The sequence below is a fragment of the Mycobacterium triplex genome (assembly GCF_000689255.1).
Lineage (GTDB): Bacteria > Actinomycetota > Actinomycetes > Mycobacteriales > Mycobacteriaceae > Mycobacterium > Mycobacterium triplex.
Genome location: NZ_HG964446.1, coordinates 4,070,791 through 4,097,333 on the forward strand (window position 1 = coordinate 4,070,791; position 26,543 = coordinate 4,097,333).

Sequence of the window (26,543 nt, forward strand, 5' to 3'; positions counted from 1 at the left end):
AGCCTGCGTGAGGTGGCCGGCCGGGTCCGTGTCGTCGGCCGAAGGTAATTCCGGCCGCAGATCTGTTGCGCTACATTGAGTCATCGCCTACCAGGTTCAACGCGGAACGAGGCCATCATGGGATTCATCACGCCGGACCTTCCAGATGTCGACCACGACACCTGGCCCACGCTGCCCCGGTCCACGCGAATGCAAGTGGTGACCCGGCATTGGGTGGAGCACGGCTTCGGCACCCCGTCGGCGATCTACCTGCTGTACGTGCTGAAGATGGCGGCTTACGCCGGTGGGGCCGCAGCGGTCATCGCGTCGACCCCGGGTCTGGGCGGCCTGGACCGCATCCAACAGTGGTGGACGCAACCGATCGTGTACCAGAAGCTCGTCGTCTTCACGCTGCTGTTCGAGGTCCTCGGCCTGGGGTGCGGGTCCGGCCCACTCACGGCCAGGTTCTGGCCGCCGATCGGGGGCTTTCTGTTTTGGTTGCGGCCCAACACGATTCGTCTGCCACCATGGCCGCGTGTGGTTCCGTTCACCCGCGGCGATAGTCGCTCGATGGTCGACGTCGCCCTCTACGCGGTCGTGCTGGCTTCGGGCATCTGGGCGCTGCTGTCGCCCGGTCGCGGCGGCCCGGTCACCTCGGACGGCGACGTCGGTCTGCTCGATCCGATGGTGGTGGTGCCGGCGATCATCGCCCTGGCGCTGCTGGGCCTGCGTGACAAGACGGTGTTCCTGGCGGCGCGCGGCGAGCATTACTGGCTGACCCTGTTCGTGTTCTTCTTTGGTTTCACCGATCAAATAGCCGGCTTCAAAATCGTCATGCTGGCGCTGTGGTGGGGCGCGGCGACCTCCAAGCTCAATCATCATTTCCCGTACGTCGTGGCGGTGATGACCAGCAACCATCCGCTGTTGCGGAGCAAATTGTTCAACTGGGTCAAACACCGGCTCTACCGCGACCCGGTCAACGACATACGTCCGTCGTGGGTGCCGAAAATCATGGCACACGTCGGCGGCACCACGGCCGAGTTCCTGGTGCCCTTGGTTCTGGTCTTCTTCGCGGACGGCCACCGCTGGGCCTGGTTCCTGATCGCCTTCATGGTGATCTTCCACCTCAACATCATTTCCAACCTCCCGATGGGAGTTCCGTTGGAGTGGAACGTCTTCTTGATCTTCTCGCTGTTCTATTTGTTCGGGCACTACGGCTCGATTCACGTGACCGACCTCCAGTCACCGCTGCTGCTGGCGATCCTCGTCGTCGCGCTGGCCGTGGTGCCGATCCTGGGAAACCTGTTCCCTCAGCAGTTTTCGTTCCTGCCCGCGATGCGCTACTACGCCGGTAACTGGGCGACCAGCGTGTGGTGCTTCCGTGCGGGTGCCGAGGAGAAGATCGAAGCCACCGTCGTGAAAAGCTCTGCGCTGGCCGCCAAACAACTGACCAAGCTCTACGACGCCGCGACCGCCGAGATCACCATCGACAAGGCCGGCGCGTTTCGGTCGATGCACACTCACGGCCGCGCGCTCAACGGGCTGCTGCCTCGCGCCATCGACGACGAAGCCGACTATCGCATGCGCGAGGGTGAAATCGTGGCCGGTCCCCTGGTCGGCTGGAACTTCGGCGAAGGCCACCTGCACAACGAGCAACTGCTGGAGGCCTTGCAGCGCCGCTGTCAGTTCGAGGAAGGCGATGTCCGGGTGGTCATCCTGGAGGGCCAGCCCATTGCGACCCAACGGCAGTGGTATCGCATCGCCGACGCCAAGGCCGGCGTGATCGAGGAGGGTTACGTCACGGTGGCGGACATGCTGACGCGTCAGCCGTGGCCCGAGCCCGGGGACGAGTTCCCCGTCCACCGGACCCGCGGCGACGACGCCAAGCGGCTATCCACGGCCGACTAGCGGTACCTGGGTGCTTGCATCCGACCGTTGCGGGGGCGACGGCTGGCCGGGGCGGTGAACCCGCCGGTGTCGTCGAAATGCGCCCATGCGCCGCCGTCGTCGACTTCCATGCGCCAGCCCAGCTCAGAACTGTCCGCGACGGTGTCCACAAACCATGCGTATGCGGCTTCTGCGCTGTCGAAATTCTTCGCCCCGACTATCTCGCCATGCGGGTCGATAGCTCGGAAGGTGGTCATGCGAAGTAATTATCCACTTCGGTCAAGTTTCAATCGCCCGCAATTTTCGACCGAAGGGGCCGCGTTTTGCCTGCTTACAACGTGCGCGTCAACTGACTAGCCAGCAATTCGGCGAATCTGGCCGGGTCCTCGAGAGCACCGCCCTCGGCCAAGAGCGCCGTTCCGTATAACAATTCCGCGGTCTCGGCGACCGTGGGATCGTCGGCGCGCTCGTGGTGGGCTTGGCGCAATCCGGTGATGAGCGGATGGTCCGGGTTGAGTTCCAGAATCCGCTTCCCGATCGGGATGTTCTGCCCGGAGGCCTGGTAGATGCGTGCGAGCGCCGGACTGATCCCGAAGGCGTCGGTGATCAGGCAGGCCGGCGATTCGGTCAGGCGAGTCGACAGCCGGACCTCCTTGACGTGGTCGCTCAACGTCTCCTTCAACCAGGTCAGCAGGTCGGCAAATTCTTTCTCCCGCTCCTCGCGCTCGGCGTCGCTGGATTCCTCGTCGGAATCGAGGTCCACTTCGCCCTTGGCCACCGATTGCAGCGGTTTCCCGTCGAACTCCGTCACGGTGCCCACCCAGACCTCGTCGACGGGGTCGGTGAGGATCAGAACCTCGTAGCCCTTGGCCTTGAAGGCCTCCAGATGCGGCGACTTCAGGATTTGCTGCCGGGTTTCGCCGGTGGCGTAGAAGATCTGCTCTTGCCCCTCTTTCATGCGCTCGACGTATTCGGCGAGAGTGGTGGCGTCCTCCTCGCTGTGCGTCGACGCGAACGAGGAGATTTGCAGCAGGGTGTCCTGGTTGTCGACATCGGACAGCAGGCCCTCTTTGAGAACCCGGCCGAACTGGGTCCAGAAGGTGCGATAGTCCTCGGGCCGCTCGGACTGCAGATCCTTGATCGTGGACAGCACCTTCTTGGTCAGCCGGCGACGAATCGCGTTGATCTGCCGGTCTTGCTGCAGGATTTCGCGAGAGACGTTGAGCGACAGGTCTTGTGCGTCGACCACACCCTTGACGAATCGCAGGTACTCCGGCATGAGCTGGTCGCAGTCGCCCATGATGAACACCCGCTTGACGTACAGCTGGACCCCGACGTGGGCGTCCCGGGTGAACAGGTCGAACGGGGCATGCGACGGTATGAAAAGCAGGGCCTGGTACTCGAAAGTGCCCTCGGCCTTCATCACGATGACCTCGAGCGGGTCGTCCCAGGCGTGGGCGATGTGCTTGTAGAACTCCTTGTACTCCTCGTCGGAGACTTCGTCCTTGGGCCGGGCCCACAGCGCCTTCATCGAGTTCAACGTCTCGGTTTCGAGCGTGACGACCTCTTCGCCACCCTCTTCTCCGGAAGGAGTGCGCCGCTCGACCTCCATCCGGATGGGCCACGCGATGAAGTCGGAGTACTGCTTGACGAGGCTGCGGAGCTTCCACTCCGAGGTGTAATCGTGCAGCTCGTCCTCGGCGTCTTCGGGTTTGAGGTGCAGGGTGACCGCGGTTCCCTGCGGGGCGTCTTCGACCGATTCGATCGTGTAAGTGCCCTCACCCGTCGACTCCCACCTGGTGGCTTCGCTCTCGCCGGCCTTGCGCGTCAGCAGCTCGACCTTGTCGGCCACCATGAACGACGAGTAGAAGCCGATACCGAACTGGCCGATCAGTTCCTCCGACGCGGCCTCGTTCTTTGCCTCCCTCAGCTGCTGGCGCAGCTCGGCGGTGCCCGATTTGGCGAGCGTCCCGATCAGGCCGATGACCTCGTCGCGGGTCATGCCGATCCCGTTGTCGCGGATGGTCAGGGTGCGCGCGCCCTTGTCGACGTCGATCTCGATGTGGAGGTCGGACGTGTCGACGTTCAGGTCCTTGTTCCGGAACGCCTCCAGCCGAAGCTTGTCCAGCGCGTCGGAGGCATTCGAGATCAACTCCCGCAGAAACGAGTCCTTGTTGGAGTAGACCGAGTGGACCATCAGGTCGAGGAGTTGGCGGGCCTCGGCCTGGAATTCCAATTGCTCAACACCGGCATTCATGGCATTCAAATCTACCGTTGCGCTCGGGCTCTACCCTGAACAGGTCAGCCCCACCGACGAAGGGACATCTGGTGTCTGTTGCCCAACGCGAACGTGCCGCCCTCGTCGACACCATGCGCACCGTCGGACCGGATGCGCCCACCCTGTGCGACGGCTGGACCACCCGAGATCTGGCCGCCCACCTCGTGATTCGCGAATATCGCGCGGATGCCGCGCCCGGCATTCTCATCCCGTTCTTCGCCGCCCACACCGCCAAGGTGCAAAACGCGGTGGCTGAGCAGACGGAGTGGGAGGCGCTGCTGGACAAGGTCGCGTCCGGTCCGCCGCTGTACTCACCGCTGAAGCTGCTCGACCCGGTGGCCAACATCGGCGAGATGTTCATCCACCACGAGGACGTGCGTCGCGCGCAGCCGGACTGGGCGCCGCGCGCGCTGGAGCCGGCCCTGGCCAAAAGCCTGCGCCGCACGCTTCCGCTGATGGCCCGGATGACGCTGGCGAAGGTTCCCGGCCGGGTCGCATTACGCCTGCCGGAGGGCAAGACGGTGCTGATCGCGGGCAGCGGCCCGGCGGTCACGGTGACCGGTGCGCCCGAAGAGCTGCTGCTGTTCTCGGTCGGGCGAGAGGCCCGCGTGGAGTTCGACGGCGATCCGTCGGCGGTGCAGACCGTCCGCGATGCACCTAAGGGTTTGTAGGCTCGGCAGCGAACGGGACTTCGACCCCCTTCTGGAACGACAGCGCCGCGCTCTGAATCGTCAACGCGGCGGTCAGCACGGACACCCACAGCCAGGCCTCGGCCGGGGCGATATGCGTGGCCGTGTTGGCATAACCCAAGGCCTCGACGGACCGAACGACCACGACGCCGACGACCGCGACCGTGATGTACGGGACGACCGTGCGCACGCGTCGGGTAAGCCGGCTGGGCGGTGATTCCGAACCCCGCCTTGACATTCCGAGGTACCACGCGGCGGCGCACACCACCAGGACCGCCAGCGGTAGCGGAATCAGCAGCCGGTTCGCCCAGTCCCACAACGGTTGCAGTGGCTGGTGCGTCTGCTGATCACCCAGGGTGAGCGCGAGGTGCGTGAGGGTGTCTTCGACGAAGAACACGGTGATCGGCGGAACGAGGACCGCAAGGGTGAACACGCAGTGTTTGGCCAGCGTGCTCGCCATGCCGGAAAAGAACTGGACGATCGCGTAGAGCAGCATGTAGATCGACGCCGCCAGCGCCACGGCCGCCAGCACTTCCGCCGACGAAGCTCGGCCGTTGGTGATGGCGCAGCCGGTCTCGCCGGCGAGCAGGCTGTAGCGCAGGGTCGTCAGAAACAGGCCGACGAACCCGCACACCAGCGCGATTCCCACTTGCGTCTCGTGCTCGATTTCACGCGGCTCCAGCGAACGGCTTTCGCCGCGGCGCCGGTAAGCACGGTCGAGCACGAGGTTGATGACGACAAAGGCGAAGCCGGCGAGGATGCCGGTCAGCTGCGCGTAACTCCTTGCCACGATCGATATGTCGAAGCCCGTCCAGGGGACGCAGGAGTCGGCGATGAATCCCATGGCCATCGTTGACACGGTACCCGGACCGACCGCGGCAGCAGGGTATCGACGCGCGCTGATTCCGGTCCTGTTGGATCAACCCTCGGATACCACACGGATTTCGAACGCGATAGCACATTCGAAAACTGTTACAGCCCAGCCTTTTTGGTGCTGATGGCCTCGCGCAGCTCCTTCTTGATGACTTTGCCGAATTGGTTGCGCGGCAAGGTGTCGACGATGACGAGGCGTTCGGGATGTTTGTAGCGGCTCAAGCCCAGCGAATGACAGTGCCGCACCAGGGATTCCAATGACACGCCGTCAGCCGAGGCGGGTACCACGACGGCGCACACCCGCTCCCCCGCGCTGTGATCGGGCACTCCGATGACGGCGACATCGGCGACGGCGGGATGGGTGGCGAGCACGTTCTCGATCTCGAGGGCCGAGATGTTCTCCGCGTTGCGGATGATCGCGTCCTTGATCCTGCCGGTGACCCGGACGTTGCCGTCGGCATCGATCAGCCCCAGATCCCCGGTGCGCAACCAGCCGTCCTCGTCGAACGCAGCGGCGTCGAGGGTCGCGTCCGCGTAGCCGAGGAAGCATTGCGGTCCCTTGAGCCGTAGCTCTCCTTCCTGGCCGACGGGCAGTTCGTTCTCGCGGTTGTCGACCACGCGGACGCTGACCCCCGGAACCGGTGCACCGACGGTGTAGTCGAGCACCTCGGGCGGGGCATCGAGCGACGGTGAGGTCGCCACCGGAAACTCGGTCATCCCCCACGCGTTCGCGATGCCGGCCGTCCCGAAGGTTTCGCGGACTTGTCGTCCCAGTTCGGCGGTGATCGGCGCACCGCCGGCGATGCAACCCCGCAGCGCACCGAAGAGGGGCCGATCACCATGGGCCCGTTGCGCTTCCAGGAAAGCCACGAAAAACGGTGTGGCCGTGCCCAGAAAGGTCGGATTGTGCGCCGCGATGGCCCGCGGGGTCGCGACCGGATCGAATACCTCGAACAGCGCCAGGCGCATGCCGGTCATCAGCGCGGCGGCGATCATCGCGGCCCCGCCGATATGGGCGATCGGAAACGCGATCGGATCCACGTCGTCGGCGGTGATGCCCATCGCCGCGACCATTCCACGCGAGCCGGCGATCACCGTGCTGTCGGTGTGACGAATCCCCTTGGGAGCCGCGGTAGTTCCCGACGAGTAGTAGATCCACTGATTGTCGCCGCCGGTGACCGCCGCGAGCGCATCGGCATCCGCGCGCGGCAGCCGTAGCTCACCGGCGCACGGCGGTGTCGCCAGGTCGACGGTGATGGCCTCGAAGCCCTGCGCCGCGGCCAACGACCGGGCCAGCGCGCCGTGATCGAACCCTCGCCAAACTTCGGGCACCACAAGGAATTCGGTCGACAGCTGCCCGGTGATGAAGGCGACCTCCCGCTCCCGCAGGATTGGGATGATCGGGTTTTGCACCGCGCCGAGTCGGGCCAGCGCCGCCATGACGACCACGGTCTCGAGCATGGTCGGCAGCTGCCAGGACACCACGGTTCCCGCGCCGATCCCGCGTTCGGCGAACGCGGCCGCCGTCGCGCGTGCGGCATCGCGCAGCTCACGGGCGCTCAGGCTGCGGCCATGGTCGTCGGCGAAAAGCCGCCGATTCGGCTCGCGCTGGGCCGCTTCGGCGATCAACGTCCAGAAGCTGACGTCCTTTCCGGTCGTCATCCGCCGGGTGGCAAGTCCGAGGGTGGTCGAAATCCCGAGTGCGCGATGGCTACGGACACCGCGCTGCCGACAGGACCACGGTGGTCCACGACGACGGCCGAACCGTTGGCCACCCCGTCGTCGCTGTAGTGAGTCAGTGCGGCCAGCCCGATATGAGGTCCTTCGGGCAGCCGGCTCAAGGTGAGCGTGTAGTCGACGTTGATGAACTCCAGCGCGTTGGTGCCCCAGTTCGCGATCGCGGCGGTGACGTCGGCACACAGCGCGGCGCGGGTGAACGGCGTGAGAGGCTCGTCGTCGATCAGGGGACGTGTTTCGTGTAGCCACGTGTACTTGGGTCCGGTCGTGTCCCAGTCGGGATCGGGGTTCTGCAGCTCGCCGCCCCAGCCGTAGGTCCGCAGGAACAGCGTCGGTTTGTCGCCGTCGTGCTCGGTGGGCAGCCGCGGCATCTGCAGGGGTTGCGACCACACCTTGCCATCGGGCTGCGAGCCGCGCCGCAAAAACAGCGCGCTTGCCCGCGCGACCGGTTCGCCGCGCTGCATGAGAAGGGCCTCGACCAGCCGCAATCGCCGCCGTTCGTGTTGCACCGTGGTGTGCACCTCGAACGGCTCCAGCGCGGCCGGTGCGGGCAGGTCGACCGTCAGCCGCGCGGGTTGCAGCTCGGGGTCGTCGACCTCACCTTCGAGGACCGCGGCCAGGATGCCACCGACGACGTGTCCGCTCATGGACGGGCCCCACCCGCCGCGCGCTACTGCCGTTGGCACATAATGACTTCCGTCGCGCATGAAATACGGCCTCGGCGTCCTGAAATCGACGTCATCGGGCACGATATCGGGCTCGGTCACGCGAGCAGGGCTTTCATCGAGATTCCTCCTCTGAGGTAAGCAACAGTAGATATTACAGTTCGTCTTCCAGGTCATCCGTTATGCGGTCGGCGTTTGTGTTAAAGGCCCACTCGCACAGCAGTATTGACCTTCGCACACACGGTAATCGGCCCCCCTTACCGACCGCCCAGCACCGAATGCCGAGCGAGTAGCCAAAGGCTTCGCAGGGAGAAGGCACAGCCGATTCATAGCCAGGCTATCTAGCGTCGGATGAGTTGGGGGTCAGCATTCGACAAATCCACTAATGAACGAGTGGGGGGAAATATGAAACTCAAGCAATTGATTGCGGCGGGCACGCTGGCCGGCGCCTTCAGCGCGGCAGCGCTGGGCGTGGGTGCCGGTGTGGCCAACGCCGCTCCCGCAGGCCCGGGAGGCCATGGCGCTCCGGGACCTGGCGGTGTCCACGCGCCGACCGGGCCAAATGATCCCGGCGGTCCCGGCGGCCCCGGTGGCCCGGGCCCGGGTGGACCAGGTGGTCCCGGTGGTCCTGGTGGCCCCGGCGAACACGGTCCGGGCGGGCCCGGTGGACCTCCCGGTGGCCCGGGTGGTCCCGGTGGTCCTGGACCTGGCGGTCCTGGTGGGCCGGGTGGCCCGGGCGGACCCGGACACCCGGGTGGTCCCGGCTTCAACGGGCCGGGCGGACCAGGCGGTCCTTGGCACGGCGATGCGCATCGCGGCTACTTCAACAACGCACCGTGGGGCAACGGACCCGCCCCTTGGGGACCGGGTGAACCGCCCCGGCCGGCGTGGGATCGACCGCTCCCGCCGCCAGGGGGCCCGTGGAACTACGGCCCGATCAACTACTGGGGCTACCAGGAGACTCCCGTGTGGGATCCCGGTTTCAACCAGTGGGGCTTCTGGTTTTTCGGAGTCTGGATCCCGCTGTAAACGGCTGACCACAACCCACCACGACGCCCGTTTCGCCGCTCGGCGAGGCGGGCGTCGTGCGTGGTCGTCGGGTCTCGCGCGACGCAGCTGCCCGGAACGTCTTACACTGCTCGCGTGAAAACTGCGGAGGATCGTCGACGTCGACGGACGCGTGAAATCACTGTGACCATACGAAGTTTCGTCGCCATCCTGCTAGTCGCGGCGCTGGCGACGAGCTGGGCGCCGGCGCGGGCCGCCGGAAACCGCACCATCACGTTGACGCTGGTGCGACATGCACAGTCGGCGGCCAACGCGTCGGGATTGATCGACACCTCGGTTCCCGGTCCCGAACTTTCGCCCCGCGGCTTCTGCCAGGCGGCCGTCGTGGCCCCGCAGTTGGCGCCGAACCACTACGACGGCGTCTACGCGTCGACCATGATCCGCACCCAGGAAACGGCCGCGCCGACGTCACAGGTGCTCGGCGAACCCGTCACGGTGCTGCCCGGGCTGCGGGAGATCGAGGCGGGCAAGTTCGAGGGCACCCCCGAGGCCGACATCCCCCAGACCTACTTCGCCGCACCGGCACGCTGGATACAGGGCGACCGCAACGCACGCATCCCCGGCTCGGTGAATGGCAACGAGTTCAACGCGCGATTCACCGAAGCCGTCCAACGCATCTACGACAGCGGCGAGCAGAATCCGGTCGCGTTCTCGCACAGCGCCGCGATCATGTTCTGGGTGCTGATGAACGCGCGGAATGCGGATCCGTCGTTGCTGAAAACCAAGTCGTTGACCAATGTGGGCCATGTGGTGGTGACCGGAAATCCGTCCGACGGCTGGACGATGACCGAATGGGATGCCGATCCCCCGCCGTGCTGACGCGCCTACCCCGCGCTTAGCTCTTGACGCCGACGGTTATCCCGTCGGATACGAATCGCGTCCAGAACGCCCGCGGGATCCGGTGCTGATCGGTGACGGTGAACCCGGCGCCCTCGAAGATCGACCGCACCTCGGCGGGCGACGCGTTGTGTTGAGGCTTCCACCTGTTCGTCGACGGCAGATGCAGCAGCGTTTGTCGCGTACTCAGCGCGGAGACCGCCGCCAGCCCGCCCGGCGCCAGGACCCGATGGAACTCCCGCAGCGCGGCCGGCTGGTCGAAGAAATGGAACGCCGAGGTCGTCACAACCGCGTCGAGGCAGCCGTCGTCAAAGGGCAGCTGCTCGGCCGGGCCGCGTAACCACTGCACCCGATCGGACCTGGCCCGCGCCTGGGCGAGCATGCCGGCCGACATGTCTACCCCATAGATCGCCTCGGGGTGTAGTTCGCGCTCGATGCGATCGCTGAGAAGGCCTGTCCCGCAGGCGATGTCAGCGATCTTGTGCGATTGATGGGCACGCAGCCGCGCGATGACCTCGTCGTGCGGCGGGCGATAGACCCACCGCTGCAACGCGGGCTGGTCGTAGACGGGGGCGAGGAAACTCCACACCCCGGTGATGGCGCTGTTGAACCCCCGACGTTGCGGTGCGGTCATACGACATGTCTAGTGGTGGCCCGGCAATCCGGGTCCACCGGGGCCCCCGGGTCCGCCGGGCCCACCAGGTCCGCCTGGACCTCCCGGTCCACCGGGACCGCCCGGTCCATTGGCGGCCGGAAGCACGAACACGCATTGGTTCAACTCGACGCTCCAGGCCCAGCCGGGGGCGCAATACGGCTCGGCCCGGCTGACGGCGGGCGCCACGATCCAGGCCGTCGGCAACCCCGCCAACACGAGAGCGAACACGCCGACCGCGCAACGCCGTAGCAATGGCGGGCGGGTCAGCACTGCAGTCGTCTTACTCATGTCGGTTCTCCTCCCCGAGAAAACATCCGGCCAGCAGCAGGCAACATCATTGTGAACCAGCCGAGCCGTTCACGGTCCGGATTGGTCGGCGTCGACTCACGTCGCACGGCGACGGCTACGCTGCGGCGCATGGACGCGTCCAACATCGAGCTCGGGACCGTGTTCCGGTTCCCGCACGACGACCGGCCCAACCGAGTTCTGCTGCACGACGGTGACGTCGTCATGTACGACGTCTGGTGGCCGCATCTGAACGGCTGGGGCCTGGCGGACCTCGCAACGGTCCGGCGCAAGCGCATCGCCTACTACGTCACCACCGTCGCCACGCTGGTGGAAAAGGCGACTGAGCTACGTTCCGAACCGCTGTCGGCCGACGAGCAGACCATCCACCGACCCGACCTGCCGTTCGCGCCACTGCAGGACGCGGCAATCGCATGGTCATCGGATCCGGCCGAGCGGCTGACGAAGGATGGATCGGGGCTCAGCGCTCCCGCTGTTTATCTGTCGCCCTTCGGACCCGGTGGCGGCACCAAGCCGCGACGGCGAGTCGAGGCCGTCAACGGCTCCTCCTTCTCAGCCGAGGAACTGTTCGGCGCGGCTCGGGCCGTCCAGGCCGCGCACCTGGGCGATGAGTCGCCGGTGACGGGAGTGGGAATCTACCGCTCGGGCCTGCAACGGGGCCTGCCCGAGTTCTACCTGTGGGGGTCCGTCAGCCGATTGCACGAAACGCTTGCAGCACATCAGAATCCCTAAGTTCAGACACAGGTAAGCGCTCTAGCGTGGCAGAGTGACCGATCGCCAAGAACGCGCAATGTCCTTTGGATCGATCGCCGAAGACTACGACGGCCTGCGACCGCAGGCCCCGCAGCAGGCGGTCGACTGGCTGGTGCCCCCCGACTGTCGGGTGGCCGTCGACGTCGGCGCGGGAACCGGACTGTTCAGCCGCACCCTGGTGGACCGAGCAGCTCAAGTCATCGCGGTAGAGCCCGATGAGCGAATGCGCAGGGTGCTGACCGAGCGGTCCCCGGGAGTGCGGGCGCTCGAGGGGCGCGGTGAGTCGATCCCGCTCGCGGACGCCACCGCGGACGGGGTCTTCGTTTCGTCGGCGTGGCACTGGATGGATCACGAACGGGCCGTTCCCGAGATCGGTCGGGTGCTGCGCGACGGCGGCCGCTTCGGCCTGATCTGGACGAGCCGCGACCGAGAGGTGGACTGGGTGCGCGACCTCGGCCGGCTGCCCGGCCAAGACCTCGAAGAGGTCCAGTCGGTCGACCGATTCCGGCAACGACTGCACTTCGACCTGCCCGAACCGCAGATCTTCCACAACATCGAGCGGCAGATCTTCCGGTTCGTGCGGACGATGACGCTCGAGAACGCCGTGGCGATGCTGGCGACCTACAGCCGGGCGATCATCGCCTCGCCGCAGGACCGCGCCCAGACGCTCGACCAAGCGCGCGCGGCCATGCAGGCACGCTTTCCCGGTGCCGACCTGATCGATATCCCGATGCGCGCCTGGTGCTGGCGCGCCGACCGGGTTTCCCGCGGTGACCAGTGATGCGGGGATGTGACTGTTCGCCGACGTGATAGCGCATGCGCTAGCGCTTTTGAGGAACACGTCGTCCCTTCCGCGTGGTGCTGAAGTGACCAACGAGCAGACTGCTGGTCTCGAAACGCACGCATATGTATGCATCCAGACTTTGCTCGCATCGGTGCCTCGGCACGCTAGGCTGGGCCCGCACCAATTGCACCGATGCCCCCTGAGGCCGGACCAGGCGCGCCACAACTGAAGATCCGGGATCCGCAATGAGATTTGTACTTGCAAGTTATGGAACTCGGGGGGACATCGAGCCGTCAGTCGCTGTCGGCCGCGAACTGCTGCGCCGAGGGCACGACGTGCAGATGGCCGTCTCGCCCGATCTGGTGGGCTTTGCCGAAGCCTCCGGCCTCAGCGCGGTCCCATATGGGCTCGACACGCAGGAATGGCTGGATACCTATCGCGACTTCTGGTCGTCTGCCTTCCACAACGCGTGGAAAATCCCCTCGCTGATCCGGATGTGGCGCGACCTTCGCGACTCGGTGATCCGGAGCTGGGTGCAGATGAGCAAAACGCTGACGCCGCTGGCGGACGGGGCCGACGTGCTGTTCACCGGCGAGAGCTTCATGGAAACCGCGGCCAACGTCGCCGAGTACTACGACATGCCGCTGGCCACCCTGCACTACGTCCCGATCCGGGCCAACGGCCAACTCGTCCCGGTCGTCCCCTCGGCATTGGCCCGCTCGGCCATGAGTGTGTCCAACTGGCTGACATGGCGGATGACGAAACATCTCGAGGATGCGCAGCGCCGGGAACTGGGCCTGCCCAAGGCAACTCGTCCCGCCTCGCGACGCATCGCCGACCGTGGCTCGCTGGAAATCCAGGCCTACGACGAGGCGTGCTTTCCCGGCTTGACAGCCGAATGGGCCAAATGGAAGGGGCAGCGGCCCTTCGTCGGCGCGCTGACACTGGAAAAGACGACGGACGCCGACGAGGAAGTCGCGTCGTGGATTGCCGCGGGGACGCCGCCGATCTGCTTCGGCTTCGGCAGCATGCGCGTCGAATCTCCCGCGGACACGGTCGAAATGATCAGCGCCGCATGCGCGCAACTCGGCGAGCGGGCGTTGGTGTGCTCCGGTTGGAGCGACTTCGACGAGGTGCCACATTTCGACAACGTCAAGGTGGTCGGCGAAGTCAACTACGCCGCAATCTTTCCCGCCTGCCGCGCGGTCGTGCACCACGGCGGCACCGGCACCACGGCCGCCGGCCTGCGCGCCGGAGTGCCCACGCTGGTCCTCTCGATGGACCTCGTTCAGACCATCTGGGGAGCTCAGATCACCCGACTGAAGGTCGGTGCCGCCCGGCGGTTTGCCAACACGACCCGCGCGTCATTGGTCGCCGATCTGCGCCAGATCCTCACTCCGGAATACGTGGTCCGAGCCCGCGAATTCGCCACTCGGATGAGCAAACCCGACGCGAGCGTGGCCGGCGCCGCCGATCTCCTCGAGGGCCTGGCCTGCCCGAAACGCTCGGCGATCAGCCCAGTTCTGCGCTCAGGTAGCTGATGGTGCGCCGAAACTCGGCCAGCAGTTCGTGATCCGGCAGCGCAAACCCGTTTTCGTCGTACAGGTCTTCGGTGGCGTACTGCGTGACCGTCCAGCCGGTAGCCGCCAGGTGCTCGCCGGCTTGACGCCGCTCGCCGACCCACACCAGATCGGCGACGTCGAAATCGAGCCCGTGCTTTTGCCAACCGCTACGTAGGGCTCGCGCGCGTTCGTCGGTGAACACGCGCATGTCGGTGATGTTTTCGGTGGCCAGTCGGCTGCCCGGGGCGCTGAGCGCGGTGATGTTGTCCAGCAGCCGATCCTGGGCATCCGGCGGCAGATACGGCAGCAGACCCTCGGCGATCCACGCCGTCGGCGCCGCGGTGTCAAAGAAGTTGTCGCGCAGGGCGGCAGGCCAGTCATCGCGCAGGTCGACGCCGACGGCTCGACGTTCGGCGGTCGGTTCGGCGCCGATCTGAGCCAACGTGGTGCCCTTGAACACGATCACCTCAGGCTGGTCCACCTCGAAAACCACCGTGCCCGCCGGCCACGGCAACCGGTAAGCGCGGGCGTCGAGCCCGGCCGCCAAGATGACCGCCTGACGGATCCCACTCGCGGTCGCCGCGAGGAAGAAGTTGTCGAAAAACCTTGTGCGCACGGTCATCTGCTCGCAGCGCTGTCGCGCTGTCAAGGGTGCGTCGGCGTCGTCGAGAGGAATATCACCGTCGAGCATGCGCGTGAAGAAGGGGTGGCCCACCGCACGAACCAGCGGCTCGGCGAACCGATCGTCGAGCAGCGGATCGGGTTCGCGTGACGCCAGCGCGCGAGACGCCGCCACCATGGTGGCCGTCGCTCCCACGCTGGAGGCCAGGTCCCAGCTGTCTCCTTCGGTACGCGCTGCGCCATCCGATGACACCGTTACCCCCGTCCTGAAACCGGTCCGCGAGAGCAGAAATTCGATAGCAGCCACCATAAACGACGAAGTTCGCCACACGCGTCGCAGGCGACACTAAAGTGCTCTGGGTGAGCAGGAACGTGTTGGCCATCGGCAGGAGCCGCTGGATGGCGATCGCGGCCTCGCTCGTCGTTTCTGCCGGCATGATTTACGCCCAAGGAACCAAGTCCACGAGCTACGTCGAGCCCCCCACCGCAAGCCCGACGGTGGCCGCGGCCGCGCCCCCGAAGGACCCGGCGACCGGACTGGGCCCGCACGTCGCCACTCCGGCGGAAGCCGAATCGTTGGCGGCGCTGGCCGCGACCGCACCCACCGGGGCGCAGGGCTTCCAGTTCCCGCTACCCGCCGGCGTCGCGCCGGAGGACCGATTGCAGATCAAGACCATCTGGGCGGCCCGGGTCATCAGCGTGCTGTTCCCACAGATCAAGACCATCTACGGGTATCGGCAAGACCCGCTGCCGTGGCATCCCAACGGGTTGGCGATCGACGTGATGATTCCGAACCATGGCAGCCCGGAGGGCATCGAACTCGGCAACCAGATCGCCGGGTATGCGCTGGCGAATGCGAAGCGCTGGGGCATCAACCACGTGATTTGGCGGCAGAAGATCTACCCCGGTCCAAACTCGGGAGCCTGGACGGCCGACCTCGGGAACGAAACCGCCAACCACTACGACCACGTCCATATCGCCACCGGCGGCGGCGGCTATCCCAAGGGCAACGAGGTCTACTACATCGCCTCGATGACCCCTGCGCCGCCGGAGTAGGAACTCAGCCGGTCAGGGAATGCCCGCGAGTATGCGGGCGGCACCTTTACTCGATCTTGACCCGGTATTGAATTCGGCCGCCGACGATGGCAGACGTGAGTACGCTTTCACCGGTGGAACTGGGGGTTTTGGGACCTCTCCAGGTCCGACAGGACGGGACGCCCGTCGCCATTCCGGGCGCCAAGCCGCGCGCCATCCTCACGATGCTCGGGTTGCACGACGGTTCGGTCGTGCCCGCCGACGCGTTGGTCAAGTTGCTGTGGGGTGACGACCCGCCGCGCACCGCCGCCAAGGCGCTGCAGACCCACATCTCCGCGCTGCGCCGCGTGCTGGGCGACGGCGTCGTGCTCACCGAGGGGGCGGGCTGGCGGCTAGACGGCGCCGACGTGGATGCGTCCCATTACAAAGCAGCGGCCAAGGCCGGGCGTGACGCGGCTGCCGTCGGCGACACCGGCCGAGCGGTGGTGCGTTTGGAGGAGGCGCTCGTCCTGTGGCGCGGCGCCCCCGAACTTCCCGACGGCCAGCGAGGGCTGTCCGAGAAGACACGCTGGATCGAAAGTCACGCCGCGCTGGTGGAGGATCGGGCGGACGCGCTGCTCGCCACCGGCCGCGCCGCGGAAGTCATCGGCGACCTAGAGGCGGCGGTCGCCGAGGCGCCGCTGCGGGAACGGCGGTGGGGCCAGCTGATGCTCGCCCTGTACCGGGCCGGTCGGCAGGGCGAGGCCCTCGGGGCGTATCAACGGGTGCGTTCGCTGCTCGCCGACGAGCTGGGGGTCGATCCCGGGCCGGAGCTTCGGCGGCTGGAGGCCGCGATCGTCGCACAGGATGCGTCGTTGGATGTTGCTGTGGCACAGACCCTTTCGTCAGTAACGCGTGCGGTGACATTCTTGCTCACCGACATCGAGGGTTCGACCGCCGCCTGGGAGGCCGACCCCGATGCCATGGCGATCGCCCTCGCCCGTCATGACGAACTGGTCGAGCAGGTCGTCACCTCCCGCGCCGGGCGGCTGGTCAAAACCCGCGGCGAGGGTGATGCGACCTTCTCGGTCTTCGAACGGCCCTCTGCGGCCGCGGCCGCGGCAATTGAGTTGCAAGACGCGATCACGCACGAGCCGTGGGCGTTGCGGGAGCCCATGCGAGTCCGGATGGCACTGCACACCGGCGAGGTCGAGCTTCGCGACGGCGACTACTTCGGCCGGGCGGTCAACCGGGTCGCCCGGCTGCGGTCGCTGGCCGAGGGCGGCCAGATCCTGTGCTCCGGCGCGACCGCCGAGCTCGTCATCGACTCGCTGGCCGACGATGTCATGCTCGACGACCTGGGGATGCGTCAGCTGAAGAACCTCGCGCGGCCCGAGCATGTGTTCGAGCTGCGATTGGACACCGCCCCGGCTCAGCCCCAACCGCAAACCGCCGAGCCGCCGATGGCGCGTCCCGCCCTGCCCGCGGTGCTGGTCGGACCGGGGCCTTTCGTCGGACGCGGCCATGAACTCGAACGGCTGCTGGCGGTGTGGCAGACCGCGCTTGCCGGTGGTGCGCCCACGGTGCTGATCGCCGGCGAACCGGGCGTCGGTAAGACGCGCCTGGCCGGTGAATGGTCGCAGCGGGCCTATGCACAAGGAGCTGTCGTGCTGTACGGCCGCTGCGACGAGGACCTCGGCGCGCCCTATCAGCCGTTCGCCGAAGCACTGCGCTCGCTGGTGCCGTGCATGGGCGCCGACCGGGTGCGGGGACTGCGCGGCGTCGAAGCATTGTTGCCGCTCGTGCCCGGGCTGACCGATGTCGTACCCGATCTCGCTCACCGCTCTCACCCGGACCCCGAGACCGAGCGCTACGCACTTTTCGATGCCGTGGTCGCGCTATTGGAGATTGCCTCCAAGAGTGCGCCGGTGCTGCTGATACTCGACGACCTGCACTGGGCGGCCAAGCCGACACTGCTGCTGTTGCGGCATCTGCTGCGCTTCGGCGACCACGCTCGTGTGCAGATCGTCGGCACCTACCGCAGCACCGACCTCGACCGCTCCCATCCGCTGGCCGCGATGCTCGCCGACCTGCACCGCGACGGCACGGCAAATCGCTTGAGCCTCAGCGGACTTGACGAAGACGACGTGACCGCGTACGTCGCCGAGGCTGGCTACGACGACGAGGAGCTCGCTCACGCGCTGGCCTCGGTCACCGGCGGCAACCCCTTCTTCCTCATCGAGGCCCTGCGCCACGTCGACGAAAGTGGCGGCGTGTGGGATCAGAGCACACTGCCGCAGGGCGTACGAGAAGCGGTGAGCCGCAGGCTTTCTCGACTCCCAACCGAGACGAACAAGGCCCTCGCCGCGGCCGCGGTCGTCGGAAGCCGGTTCGCATTGGAACTGGTCGAGAGGGTGGTCGGCAGCGACCTGGTCGACGCGTTCGACGAGGCCTGCCAGGCCGGCATCGTCATCGAGGAACCCGGCGGCAACTACCGGTTCAACCACGCGATCGTCCGCCAATCGCTGCTGGCGGAGTTGGCGTCGGTGCGGCGCATGCGACTGCACCAGCGCATCGCCGCGACACTGGAGACGCTGCCCGGCGCCGACGACGAACTGCTGGCCGAGCTGGCGCACCACTACTACGAATGCGCTTGGGCGGGAAACGCCGCCAAGGCAGTGTTCTACTGCCGCCGCGCCGCGGACCAGGCGATGGCGCGACTCGCCTACGAAGGAGCGGCCGACCTGTACCGCCACGCCCTGCACTCGCTCGAGGAGCTCGACGACGAGCTGCCGGACCGGGACGACCAAACGGCCGAGCTGTTGATTGCACGCTGCGAGGCGCTGCTGGCCGCGGGGGACGTGACTTCGGCGGCGGGTGCGGTCTCCCAATTGCAAGCTACGACAGTCGCTTCGGCGCGTTTGGCGGCATGGGCGACGTGCTTCGACGGCCAACTCTCGATGTTGATTCACCCCGAGCGGCTGGATGAGGCGGAGGTTGCGTTGGGCGCGGCCGCCGCGAAGCTCGCCCAACTGGACGACGCCGCCGGAGAAGCGAAGGCGCACACCGTCCGGGCTGGGTGCCTCGCCCGCCTCGGGCGAATCGCCGACTGCGAAATCGCGTTGGACGACGCACTGACCGCGGCGCGACGGGCGCGTGAACACCGGCGCGTGAACGCGGTTCTAGCGGGTGCGCCGCTCGCGGCGTTGTGGGGACCCAACCCGGTTCCGCGGGCGGGCGGCCGGTGTCTTGACGTGGTGCGGCTGCTGCGCATCACGACCGACTCCCCCGCGGTCGAAGCCACGTCGACGCGTTGCCAGGCCGTGCTGGAGGCCTTTCGCGGACGCGCCGCCGCGGCGCGGCGGATGATCGACTCGGCCCGTCGCACCGTCACCGAGCTCGGCTTGCGCCACGCGCGCCTCGAAGTCGAACAGTTCGCCGGCATCGTCGAACTCATCGTTGACGACCCTACGGCGGCCGAAAAGCATTTGCGCAAGGCCTACAACGGCTTTCGTCGGATGGGCCTCGACGCCGACACCGCCGAGACCGCGGCACTGCTGGGCCGCGCCTGTCTCGCACTCGGCCGAGATGCCGAGGCGGACGAATTGTGCTCCGAGAGCGAGCGTCTGGCGGGGCACGCCTTGAAGGCGTCGATGGGATGGCGCACGCTGCGGGCACACCTGCTGACACGTGGCGGTGACCACGCGGCGGCCCGGCAGGTTGCGGAGGCGGCCGTGGCATTGGCCGAGCGCACTGACGCCCTGGTTGACCACGGTGATGCATGCCTAACGCTCGCAACGGTTTTGGATGCTGCGGGCGACGCTTCCGGGGCGCGATCCGCCGCCGAGCAGGCCGTCGGTTTGTACGAACGCAAAGGCGCCGCGGCACTGGCGGAAAGGGCGCGCGGTCTTATTGGCGAGCGCGAGATCGTCTCTGCTCGCGTCGCACCTCAACAGCACGTCGTCGAGCTGGACAATGAATGCGTGCGAGCGGTCGCCCGCGGAGATGCGGCTTTCCATCGTAGGGACTTTGACGAGTTCGAGGGATATTTCGCGGACGACATCTTCTTCGAGAGTCGTCGCAAGATACTAGGTTTCGGCAAGGCCGATCTTCGGACTGGCAGATGGCCACGCGACGTACGACGTTCTATCGAGATGGAGGGAACGGTTCAACTCCAGCACACGGTTGTCGCTGTACGAGGCGAGCGGTTGGCTCTCTACCGAACGGAGTTAGGCAACACAGACGCCAGTCCCGGGGCGCCGCGGGAAGAGGTACTCCAGCTAGTCGGCATCGACGAGGACGGTCGGATCTCCCTGGATGTGTGGTTCGACGTCGAAGACCTTGACGCCGCGATCGCCGAACTCGATCAGGTGCACGCAAGATTCGAGCTTGAGCATTCGCAACGTCGAACGCCGGATAACGCGGCGGCCCGGATTTATCGGCGCTTCCAAGCGTGCTTTGTGACCCGCGATTGGGCAACCATGACGGACCTGACAGCCGACGACTGCTACAGCGACGATCGTCGTCGGGTAGTCAGTGGGGGCACCATCGGCCGGGATGACGTGATCGAGAGCTTCCGGTCGGGCGCAGACCTCGGGCTCGCATACGCTACGTCGGACGCCGTTGCCACCCGTGGGGCGCGCCTCCTCCTCACCCGCGACCGATACTCTCGCGGCGACGGGAATTCCGGGGCGTTCGATCTGGATTTGCTACAGATCGTCGAGACCGATGCACGGGAGCGGATCGTCGCGTTTGTCACGCTTGATGCCGACGACTTCGACGCCGCCATCGCCGAGCTCGACGCCCGCTATCTCGCCGGCGAGGCGGCGCCCTACGCGCACATGTGGTCGACAACCATTGAGAACTACGCCGCGCTGGGTCGGCACGAACTTCCCCCGATGACACCCGACGCCGTGACGATCGATCACCGCCGAGCGGCCGCGTTCGCGCCCGGTGAATTCCTCCAATACCTGCGTGCCGCAATCGATCAAAGCCGGCGAACCAACATCCACCCGATGGTCGTGCACCGGCTGAATGAACTCGGCACGGTCATCACTCATACGGCGCAGGTGACTTCGCGCGACGGCTTCGAAGCCGAGTTCCAAGACGTCATCGTGTCCACGCTAACGGGCAACTTGATCAATCGTTTCGAGCTCTTTGACGAGGCCGACCTGGACGCCGCGCTCGCGCGGTTCGACGAGCTCACCAGACCGTCACGGCGTCTGGAAAACAAGGCGAGCCGAGTGGATGCGCGCTCCATGGCGTGCTTTGTGGCCCACGACTGGGACGGGCTCGCCGAGATACTCGCCGACGACATTTTCGCCGACGATCGTCGACGCGTGATAGGCGCGGGAGTCAGCCGCGGCGGGGATGTCCAGATCCACGATATGCAGGGGGCTGCCGCCGAGTTCGGACCGATGGACATGGCCTCGGTCGTCATTGCCACCCGTGGCGACCGCCTCACCCTCAGGCGTAGCCGTTATACCCGTCGAGATCAGCGACCCGGCGCTTTCCACATTGATGGCCTACACCTGATCGAAATCAACGCCGACGGAAAAATAGGGGCAGCCGTCACCTTCGATCCCGACGATACCGACGCCGCCATCGCAGAGCTGGACAAGCGCTTTCTCGCCGGCGAAGCCAGCGCTTACGCGAACGTCTGGTCGGTCGTTGCGGCTAGCTACGCGGCACTGAATCGACATGAGCTGCCCCCGAGCACGCCAGACTGCGCGTACATCGACCATCGACGGGAGACAGCGTTCGGGCCAGGAGACCTGACCGCTTACATTGGCGGCGGGTGGGATGTCAATCAAGACATCAACATCCACGTCGAGGAAATGCATCGGTTAAACAGCCGGGCGGCATTGGTCACCTACTCGGCGTGTGAGACTTCGCGACAGGGCTTCGATGCCGAGTGGCGCGGGCTCGCCCTGTTGATGGTCGCCGGTGACAAGGTCAACCGCTGCGAGGTTTTCGACGAGGCAGACCTCGACGCTGCGATCGCTCGATTCGAGGAATTACGCCCACGGGCCCAGCCAGAAAATGCGGCGAGCCAAGCGTGTGCGCGCTACCTGGAACGAGTCGTCGCCCGCGATTGGCCAGGAGTGGCCGAAGTTCTGGCCGACGACTACTACACGGACGATCGTCGTCATCTGGTAGGCGGCGGCATCTACGGTCGCGATGCCGAGATCGTCAGCGCGAAGGCGCAAGTCAACGCTGGCATTACACAGATATCGCCGACTGTACTTGCAGTCCGAGGTGAACGCCTCGCCCTCAGCCATCTCCGCTATTTGGCGCGCGATCACGCGCTCGATGCCTTCGTTGTCGAGATTTTGATCGTTGTGGAAGTCAATGCGGACGGCCAGTGTGCCGCGAGCGTCGCATTCGACGTCGAGGACATCGACGCAGCCTTCGAGGAACTCGAAACGCGTTACCTCGCAGGCGAAGCGGCGAACCACGCGGGCACCTGGTCGGTCATCACCCGGGCATACGACGCTCTCAACCGAAATGAACTCCCCGAGACGACAGCGAATTTCGAGGACATCGACCGGCGCCGCGCTGCGCGGGTGTCGCCCGGTGACCTCAAAGCGTACCTGCGCACAGCGCTAGACGAGGCGGAGCGCACCCGCCTCTACGTCGAGGCCGTTCATCGGCTGACCGACCTCGGCGCAGTCGTCACTCATGTGGCGAAGGCTACGTCGCGTGAGGGTTTCGATGCCGAGTGGCGGTTGATCGACATCTTCACGGTCGAGGGGCCCCTGCTCAACCGGGCCGAGATGTTCGAGGAAGCAGATCTCGACGCAGCGCTCGCACGGTTCGAAGAACTGCAACCGAGGACACGTCGGCTGCAGAGTTCGGCCAGCCGGGCCAGCTCATTGGTCGAGCACTTTCAGACTCACTACGCGGCACGCGACTGGAACTCGATGGGTGAGATCCTCGCGGAGGACATTTCCGTCGACGATCGTCGCCGTGGTGTCAACGCCGGGGTACAGCACGGTCGAGCAGCCGCTATCGACGATTTGCGAGCCAGCGTAGAAGCCGGTTTCAAGAACTCGACCGCCACCATCGTCGCTACCCGCGGCGAGTATCTGGCGCTGACGCGCGTCCGTATGTCCGATGACGCCCAGCGTGCTGAAGCATTCCAGGTCGACGTATTTCATGTCGTCGAGATCGATGCAGAAGGTCGGACCGCGGCAGTAGTGGTCTTCGACCTCAACGAGATCGGCGCAGCCTTCGCGGAACTCGAAACACGTTACCTCGCAGGCGAAGCGGCCGTCTGGTCGCGTACGTGGTCAGCCGTCGTGCGGGTCTTCGATGTGCTCAATCGAGGCGAATTACCAACGACGACACCAACCTTCGAAGACGTCGATCACCGCCTTGGCGCGATGCTGGCGCCGGGTGAGCTGATGGAATACCTTCGCGCCTCGCTCGAATCGGCGGGCAGCGTCTACATCTACATCGAGGCGGTTCGCCGGTTGAGCAACCGCGGAGCGGTCGTCACCCACGTCGCCAAGTCGACCTCACAAGAGGGCTTCTACGCCGAGTGGCGCATGACCGACGTCTTTATGGTCGACGGCGACCTGATTGATCGATACGAGTTCTTTGACGAAGCAGATCTCGACGCGGCGCTGGAACGGTTCGACGAACTGCAACGTTAGGTCCGTATCGTGCGCGCCGCGGTGTCAGACGTGGTGGTCCTGCACCGCGAGGACACGCCACTGGTCCGGTACGCCCTTGAGGTGGTGACTGCCACGATCGTCGAACGCCAGGCCGGATCCCAGCACGAGCGGCGGCACCGCGCCCGACACGAGCACCTCGTCGGGTTACGCGATTCCCATGATTCGCGCTGCGATGTGCACCGCGATGCCATGCACATCGCCGTCCTCGATCTCGACCTCCCCCGACGACCTGGTACGCGAGGTTGACGTCGCCATCTCGCGCGTAGACGGTTTGAGGGGTAGCCGCCATGCCCAAGAGCATGACAGCAAACCACGCCAATCGCCCGATTTCGGCCTCAACTCTTCTGATGAGGCTCGCAGCCTCGCGAACTGCGGGTCCGCGACCACTGGTTCACCGAGTCCGAGCAACGCGAATCGGCGGGAGGCGCGAACGACCGGCATCCCCCGTTGTTAAGAGAAATTCCGGTGTCCGTTCACCTGCCGACAGCGGCCGACGCGTGCCGTGAATCGCATTGGCACCATGCCGGATTCGGCGATAGGGTAAGGGACATGATCAAGAACAGCATCGGGACAATGTTCATCGGCCACGGCGGTGGCGCTGGCGGCGGCCGTGGTGGTGGCGCCGGTGGTGGTCGCGGCGGCGGTGCCGGTGGCGGCCGTGGTGGTGGCGCCGGTGGTGGCCGCGGCGGCGGCGCCGGCGGCGGCCGCTAAACCTGACGCCTTTTCCTCTGCGCCCCTTCAATTCTCATTGCGTGATCGTGGGGCGTCGAGTACCGCACTGCGCTTTGGCTGTCTCGGTACTGGAATCTTAGCGAACCTCGCTGTCGCACGCGGACGTCATAGGCCCCACCTGTCGGGCCAGTAACCCGGTGTCTGTTCCTGTGATGGCAAGTCGTGTGCGGCGACGGCGCGGCCGCGAAATGGACCCGCGATGCGCAGGCAAACCGGGCGACTGAAAGACTGCTCGCATGCAAGCGATCAGCGGCACCGTGCGCTCGGCGTCGCCGCAGGACGCGGCGGCCTGCGTTGCGATCTATCGCCCGTATGTCGAGAACACCGAGATCAGTTGGGAACTCGAGGTACCGAGCCCTGACGAGATGGCCGCGCGTATCGCCAACGCCCAAAAGGCGCATGAATGGCTCGTCCTCGAACACGAGGATCAGGTCATCGGCTTCGCCTACGGCCACGCATTGATCAGCCTGCCCTCCTTCAAATGGTCCGCCGAGACAGGCATCTACATCAGCAACGACCATCACCGCGCGGGCTGGGGCCGCAGACTTTATGCGGAAGTGCTGCACCGGCTCGCCGAGCGCGGCTACCGGCGAATCTTCGCCGGCATCACCCAGCCCAACGACGCCAGCAACGCATTTCACCGCTCCATCGGGTTCGAGGATGTGGGCGCCTGGCCGCGTGTCTATTTCAAGAACGACCGCTGGCACGACGTCGCGTGGATGCAACTCGACCTGGGCACTGCCGACCGCGAGGCACGACCGAATCCGCTCGGCTAGCGCACACCGATTATGTTGCGTCGCAGCGGCATCGCGCGGCTGTCACTTGCGCGTACGCAACGCGACGTAGTACTCGTGCCGCCGGGTTTTGTCGACGGTGTAGCTGACCGCCTTCGTGACGCCGTCATGATCGACGTCCACCCAGCGCTCGGTGCGCTGGCGCTCGAATTCGCTCCACGACGCGACGGTGAACCGCTCGAGGAACGAGTTGGGCTCCTCGACACTGTGATAAAGCCGCCAGCTGTGGCCACCCGTGCGCAGCCGCGACTGCCTGACATCTCGCATCGCTTCGACGAATTCATCGAGATTCTCCGGCGGCACCTGGTAGCGGACGGCCACCAGCACCGGTCCATCTTGAGGGCACGGTTCGAACACGAGCGTCGGCGTCGGCCAGGCGCTGGAAACCTCGACACTCTCCGTCCCGGTGCTCGGCCGCAACGGAAGCACCGCGACGCTGAGGGCAACCACGCCCAGCACCGCCGCTGACCACAGCATCGCGACGTCAAGTCCCCACCGTGTGGCAAGGGAGCCCCAGACATAGGCGCCCAGCGCCTGAGATCCGGTTGAGACCAACAGATACACGGACAGTCCGCGGGCCCGAACCCAGCGCGGCAGCGACAACTGCGCTGCGGCGTTCAAGGTCGTCAACGTGATGAGCCAGGCCATCCCCGACAACACCAAAAATGGGAGCGCGGCCGCGAACGGGAACCAGACCACCGCCACCGGTGCAAGGCCGTAGACCGCGGCAGAGATCGCCAGCAGCATGTTGTCCGACACTCGTTCATGCAACGGTTCGGCAGCTACCACCCCGAGGATGGCGCCGAAACCGATGCCGCCCAGCGCCACACCGTAGCCGCCGGCTCCCAGATGCCAGGTATGCGCGGCGGCAACCGGCAAAAGAGCCAGTATGGCCGAGGCGGGAAAGAGGAAAAGCGCTGTGCGCAACAGGATCCTGCGAAAAATCGGACTGTTCTCGATGTATTGCAGTCCGGTGAGGATGGCCTGGCCGATGCGTTCGCGCTCGATCGGCACAATCTGCTTCGGCCGATTCCACGCCCGCAAAGCAATGATGATCGCCGAGAATGACACCGCGTTGATCGCGAAGACCGCCGAGGGACCAAGCCAGGCCACGACGATGCCGCCGATCGCCGGCCCGATCGCTCGGGTCGAGTTCGCCGAGACGCTGCCCAAAACCGAAACCGCCGGAATCTGCTCACGCGGGACAACCTCGGGCTGAATAGCCTGCCAGGCCGGTCCGGTCAACGCCGACGCGAACCCGATGGCCAAGGTGAACATCAGCAGCCCGGTTGGTGTGAGGCGACCGAGGTTGGTCAGCAGAGCCAGGGCGAGCGCCACCAGTACGGCATAGGTCTGCAGGAATATCAGGAGACGACGCCGGTCGAACAGGTCGGCGAGTACACCGGCAAACAACCCCAAGAGCAGCGTCGGCCCCAGACTCGCCGTCTGAACCAGCGCCACGATGACGTCCGGGCTGTGCTTTTCCACCAGGAACCACTGCGCCGCCACCGCCTGCATCCACGTTCCGATATTGGAGATGAACTGGGCGATAAACAGGCCGCGGTACACGCGATTGCGCAAGGGCGCCCACGTCGACGGTTTATGTTCCTGGTTCTGAATCACCACACAG

At 66.0% G+C, this 26,543-nt stretch carries 21 protein-coding genes; 12 read left to right on the plus strand and 9 right to left on the minus strand.

Features of this window, described 5'->3' with window-relative positions:
* Positions 1-117 precede the first annotated feature (117 nt).
* Positions 118-1,887, plus strand: a complete 1,770-nt coding sequence (locus BN973_RS18945) for a DUF3556 domain-containing protein (protein ID WP_036470122.1) — start codon at positions 118-120, stop codon at positions 1,885-1,887.
* Here BN973_RS18945 and BN973_RS18950 read toward each other — a convergent pair.
* Both BN973_RS18950 and htpG read right to left on the minus strand, forming a co-directional pair.
* On the minus strand, positions 1,884-2,123 hold the full coding sequence (locus BN973_RS18950) for a hypothetical protein (RefSeq protein ID WP_036470124.1): 240 nt from the start codon (positions 2,121-2,123) through the stop codon (positions 1,884-1,886). The two genes, BN973_RS18945 and BN973_RS18950, sit on opposite strands and share 4 nt — an antisense overlap.
* 74 nt (positions 2,124-2,197) lie before the next feature.
* Positions 2,198-4,123, minus strand: a complete 1,926-nt coding sequence (gene htpG, locus BN973_RS18955) for a molecular chaperone HtpG (RefSeq protein WP_036470126.1) — start codon at positions 4,121-4,123, stop codon at positions 2,198-2,200.
* A 71-nt stretch (positions 4,124-4,194) separates the two neighbouring features.
* Between htpG and BN973_RS18960 the strand changes: the two genes are divergently transcribed.
* Entirely contained in the window at positions 4,195-4,815 is a 621-nt protein-coding gene (locus BN973_RS18960; RefSeq protein WP_036470127.1) for a TIGR03085 family metal-binding protein, read from the plus strand.
* On the opposite strand, the gene BN973_RS18965 is transcribed toward BN973_RS18960, so the two are convergent.
* The 3 genes from BN973_RS18965 to BN973_RS18975 all read right to left on the minus strand — a co-directional run bounded on the left by BN973_RS18965 (position 4,802) and on the right by BN973_RS18975 (position 8,150).
* On the minus strand, positions 4,802-5,683 hold the full coding sequence (locus BN973_RS18965) for a hypothetical protein (protein WP_051641345.1): 882 nt from the start codon (positions 5,681-5,683) through the stop codon (positions 4,802-4,804). The two genes, BN973_RS18960 and BN973_RS18965, sit on opposite strands and share 14 nt — an antisense overlap.
* A gap of 122 nt (positions 5,684-5,805) precedes the next feature.
* A complete protein-coding gene (locus BN973_RS18970; protein WP_036470129.1) occupies positions 5,806-7,368 on the minus strand; it encodes an AMP-binding protein in 1,563 nt (520 codons plus the stop codon).
* Positions 7,365-8,150: an acyl-CoA thioesterase domain-containing protein gene (locus BN973_RS18975; RefSeq protein ID WP_084163637.1), complete on the minus strand. Its 786-nt coding sequence runs from the start codon at positions 8,148-8,150 to the stop codon at positions 7,365-7,367. Before BN973_RS18975 ends, BN973_RS18970 begins: the two co-directional genes overlap by 4 nt.
* Positions 8,151-8,513: 363 nt before the next feature.
* On the opposite strand from BN973_RS18975, the gene BN973_RS30635 reads away from it, so the two are divergent.
* Complete coding sequence (locus BN973_RS30635; RefSeq protein WP_084163454.1) at positions 8,514-9,137, plus strand: chitin-binding protein; 624 nt, start codon at positions 8,514-8,516, stop codon at positions 9,135-9,137.
* Between the two features lie 168 nt (positions 9,138-9,305).
* Complete coding sequence (locus tag BN973_RS18985) at positions 9,306-9,995, plus strand: histidine phosphatase family protein (protein ID WP_407067554.1); 690 nt, start codon at positions 9,306-9,308, stop codon at positions 9,993-9,995.
* A gap of 16 nt (positions 9,996-10,011) precedes the next feature.
* Here BN973_RS18985 and BN973_RS18990 read toward each other — a convergent pair whose 3' ends face one another.
* Positions 10,012-10,647 carry a class I SAM-dependent methyltransferase gene (locus BN973_RS18990; protein ID WP_036470133.1) on the minus strand — a complete coding sequence of 212 codons (636 nt, stop codon included), beginning with the start codon at positions 10,645-10,647 and terminating at the stop codon, positions 10,012-10,014.
* 9 nt (positions 10,648-10,656) lie between these two features.
* Positions 10,657-10,956: a hypothetical protein gene (locus BN973_RS30640; protein WP_139830121.1), complete on the minus strand. Its 300-nt coding sequence runs from the start codon at positions 10,954-10,956 to the stop codon at positions 10,657-10,659.
* Between the two features lie 129 nt (positions 10,957-11,085).
* On the opposite strand from BN973_RS30640, the gene BN973_RS18995 reads away from it, so the two are divergent.
* From BN973_RS18995 to BN973_RS19005, 3 genes are all read left to right on the plus strand, one after another.
* Entirely contained in the window at positions 11,086-11,706 is a 621-nt protein-coding gene (locus BN973_RS18995) for a hypothetical protein (RefSeq protein ID WP_036470134.1), read from the plus strand.
* A 34-nt stretch (positions 11,707-11,740) separates the two neighbouring features.
* Positions 11,741-12,508, plus strand: a complete 768-nt coding sequence (locus BN973_RS19000; protein ID WP_036470135.1) for a class I SAM-dependent methyltransferase — start codon at positions 11,741-11,743, stop codon at positions 12,506-12,508.
* Positions 12,509-12,756: 248 nt separating this feature from the next.
* Complete coding sequence (locus BN973_RS19005; RefSeq protein ID WP_051641347.1) at positions 12,757-14,052, plus strand: glycosyltransferase; 1,296 nt, start codon at positions 12,757-12,759, stop codon at positions 14,050-14,052.
* Here the strand turns inward: BN973_RS19005 and BN973_RS19010 are convergent.
* Positions 14,024-14,947 (minus strand): class I SAM-dependent methyltransferase, encoded by a 924-nt coding sequence (locus BN973_RS19010; protein WP_036472702.1) that lies wholly within the window; start codon positions 14,945-14,947, stop codon positions 14,024-14,026. The genes BN973_RS19005 and BN973_RS19010 overlap by 29 nt on opposite strands.
* A gap of 146 nt (positions 14,948-15,093) precedes the next feature.
* Between BN973_RS19010 and BN973_RS19015 the strand changes: the two genes are divergently transcribed.
* The 5 genes from BN973_RS19015 to BN973_RS19025 all read left to right on the plus strand — a co-directional run bounded on the left by BN973_RS19015 (position 15,094) and on the right by BN973_RS19025 (position 24,895).
* Positions 15,094-15,750 carry a hypothetical protein gene (locus tag BN973_RS19015; protein ID WP_051641348.1) on the plus strand — a complete coding sequence of 219 codons (657 nt, stop codon included), beginning with the start codon at positions 15,094-15,096 and terminating at the stop codon, positions 15,748-15,750.
* 113 nt (positions 15,751-15,863) lie between these two features.
* Complete coding sequence (locus BN973_RS19020) at positions 15,864-23,366, plus strand: BTAD domain-containing putative transcriptional regulator (protein ID WP_198048950.1); 7,503 nt, start codon at positions 15,864-15,866, stop codon at positions 23,364-23,366.
* Between the two features lie 21 nt (positions 23,367-23,387).
* Positions 23,388-23,633: a hypothetical protein gene (locus BN973_RS31120; protein ID WP_156959183.1), complete on the plus strand. Its 246-nt coding sequence runs from the start codon at positions 23,388-23,390 to the stop codon at positions 23,631-23,633.
* A gap of 303 nt (positions 23,634-23,936) precedes the next feature.
* On the plus strand, positions 23,937-24,098 hold the full coding sequence (locus BN973_RS31415; protein ID WP_163667078.1) for a hypothetical protein: 162 nt from the start codon (positions 23,937-23,939) through the stop codon (positions 24,096-24,098).
* A gap of 257 nt (positions 24,099-24,355) precedes the next feature.
* Positions 24,356-24,895 carry a GNAT family N-acetyltransferase gene (locus tag BN973_RS19025; protein WP_036470137.1) on the plus strand — a complete coding sequence of 180 codons (540 nt, stop codon included), beginning with the start codon at positions 24,356-24,358 and terminating at the stop codon, positions 24,893-24,895.
* A 42-nt stretch (positions 24,896-24,937) separates the two neighbouring features.
* Here the strand turns inward: BN973_RS19025 and BN973_RS19030 are convergent, their stop codons facing one another.
* Entirely contained in the window at positions 24,938-26,539 is a 1,602-nt protein-coding gene (locus tag BN973_RS19030) for an MFS transporter (RefSeq protein ID WP_051641349.1), read from the minus strand.
* Positions 26,540-26,543 lie beyond the last annotated feature (4 nt).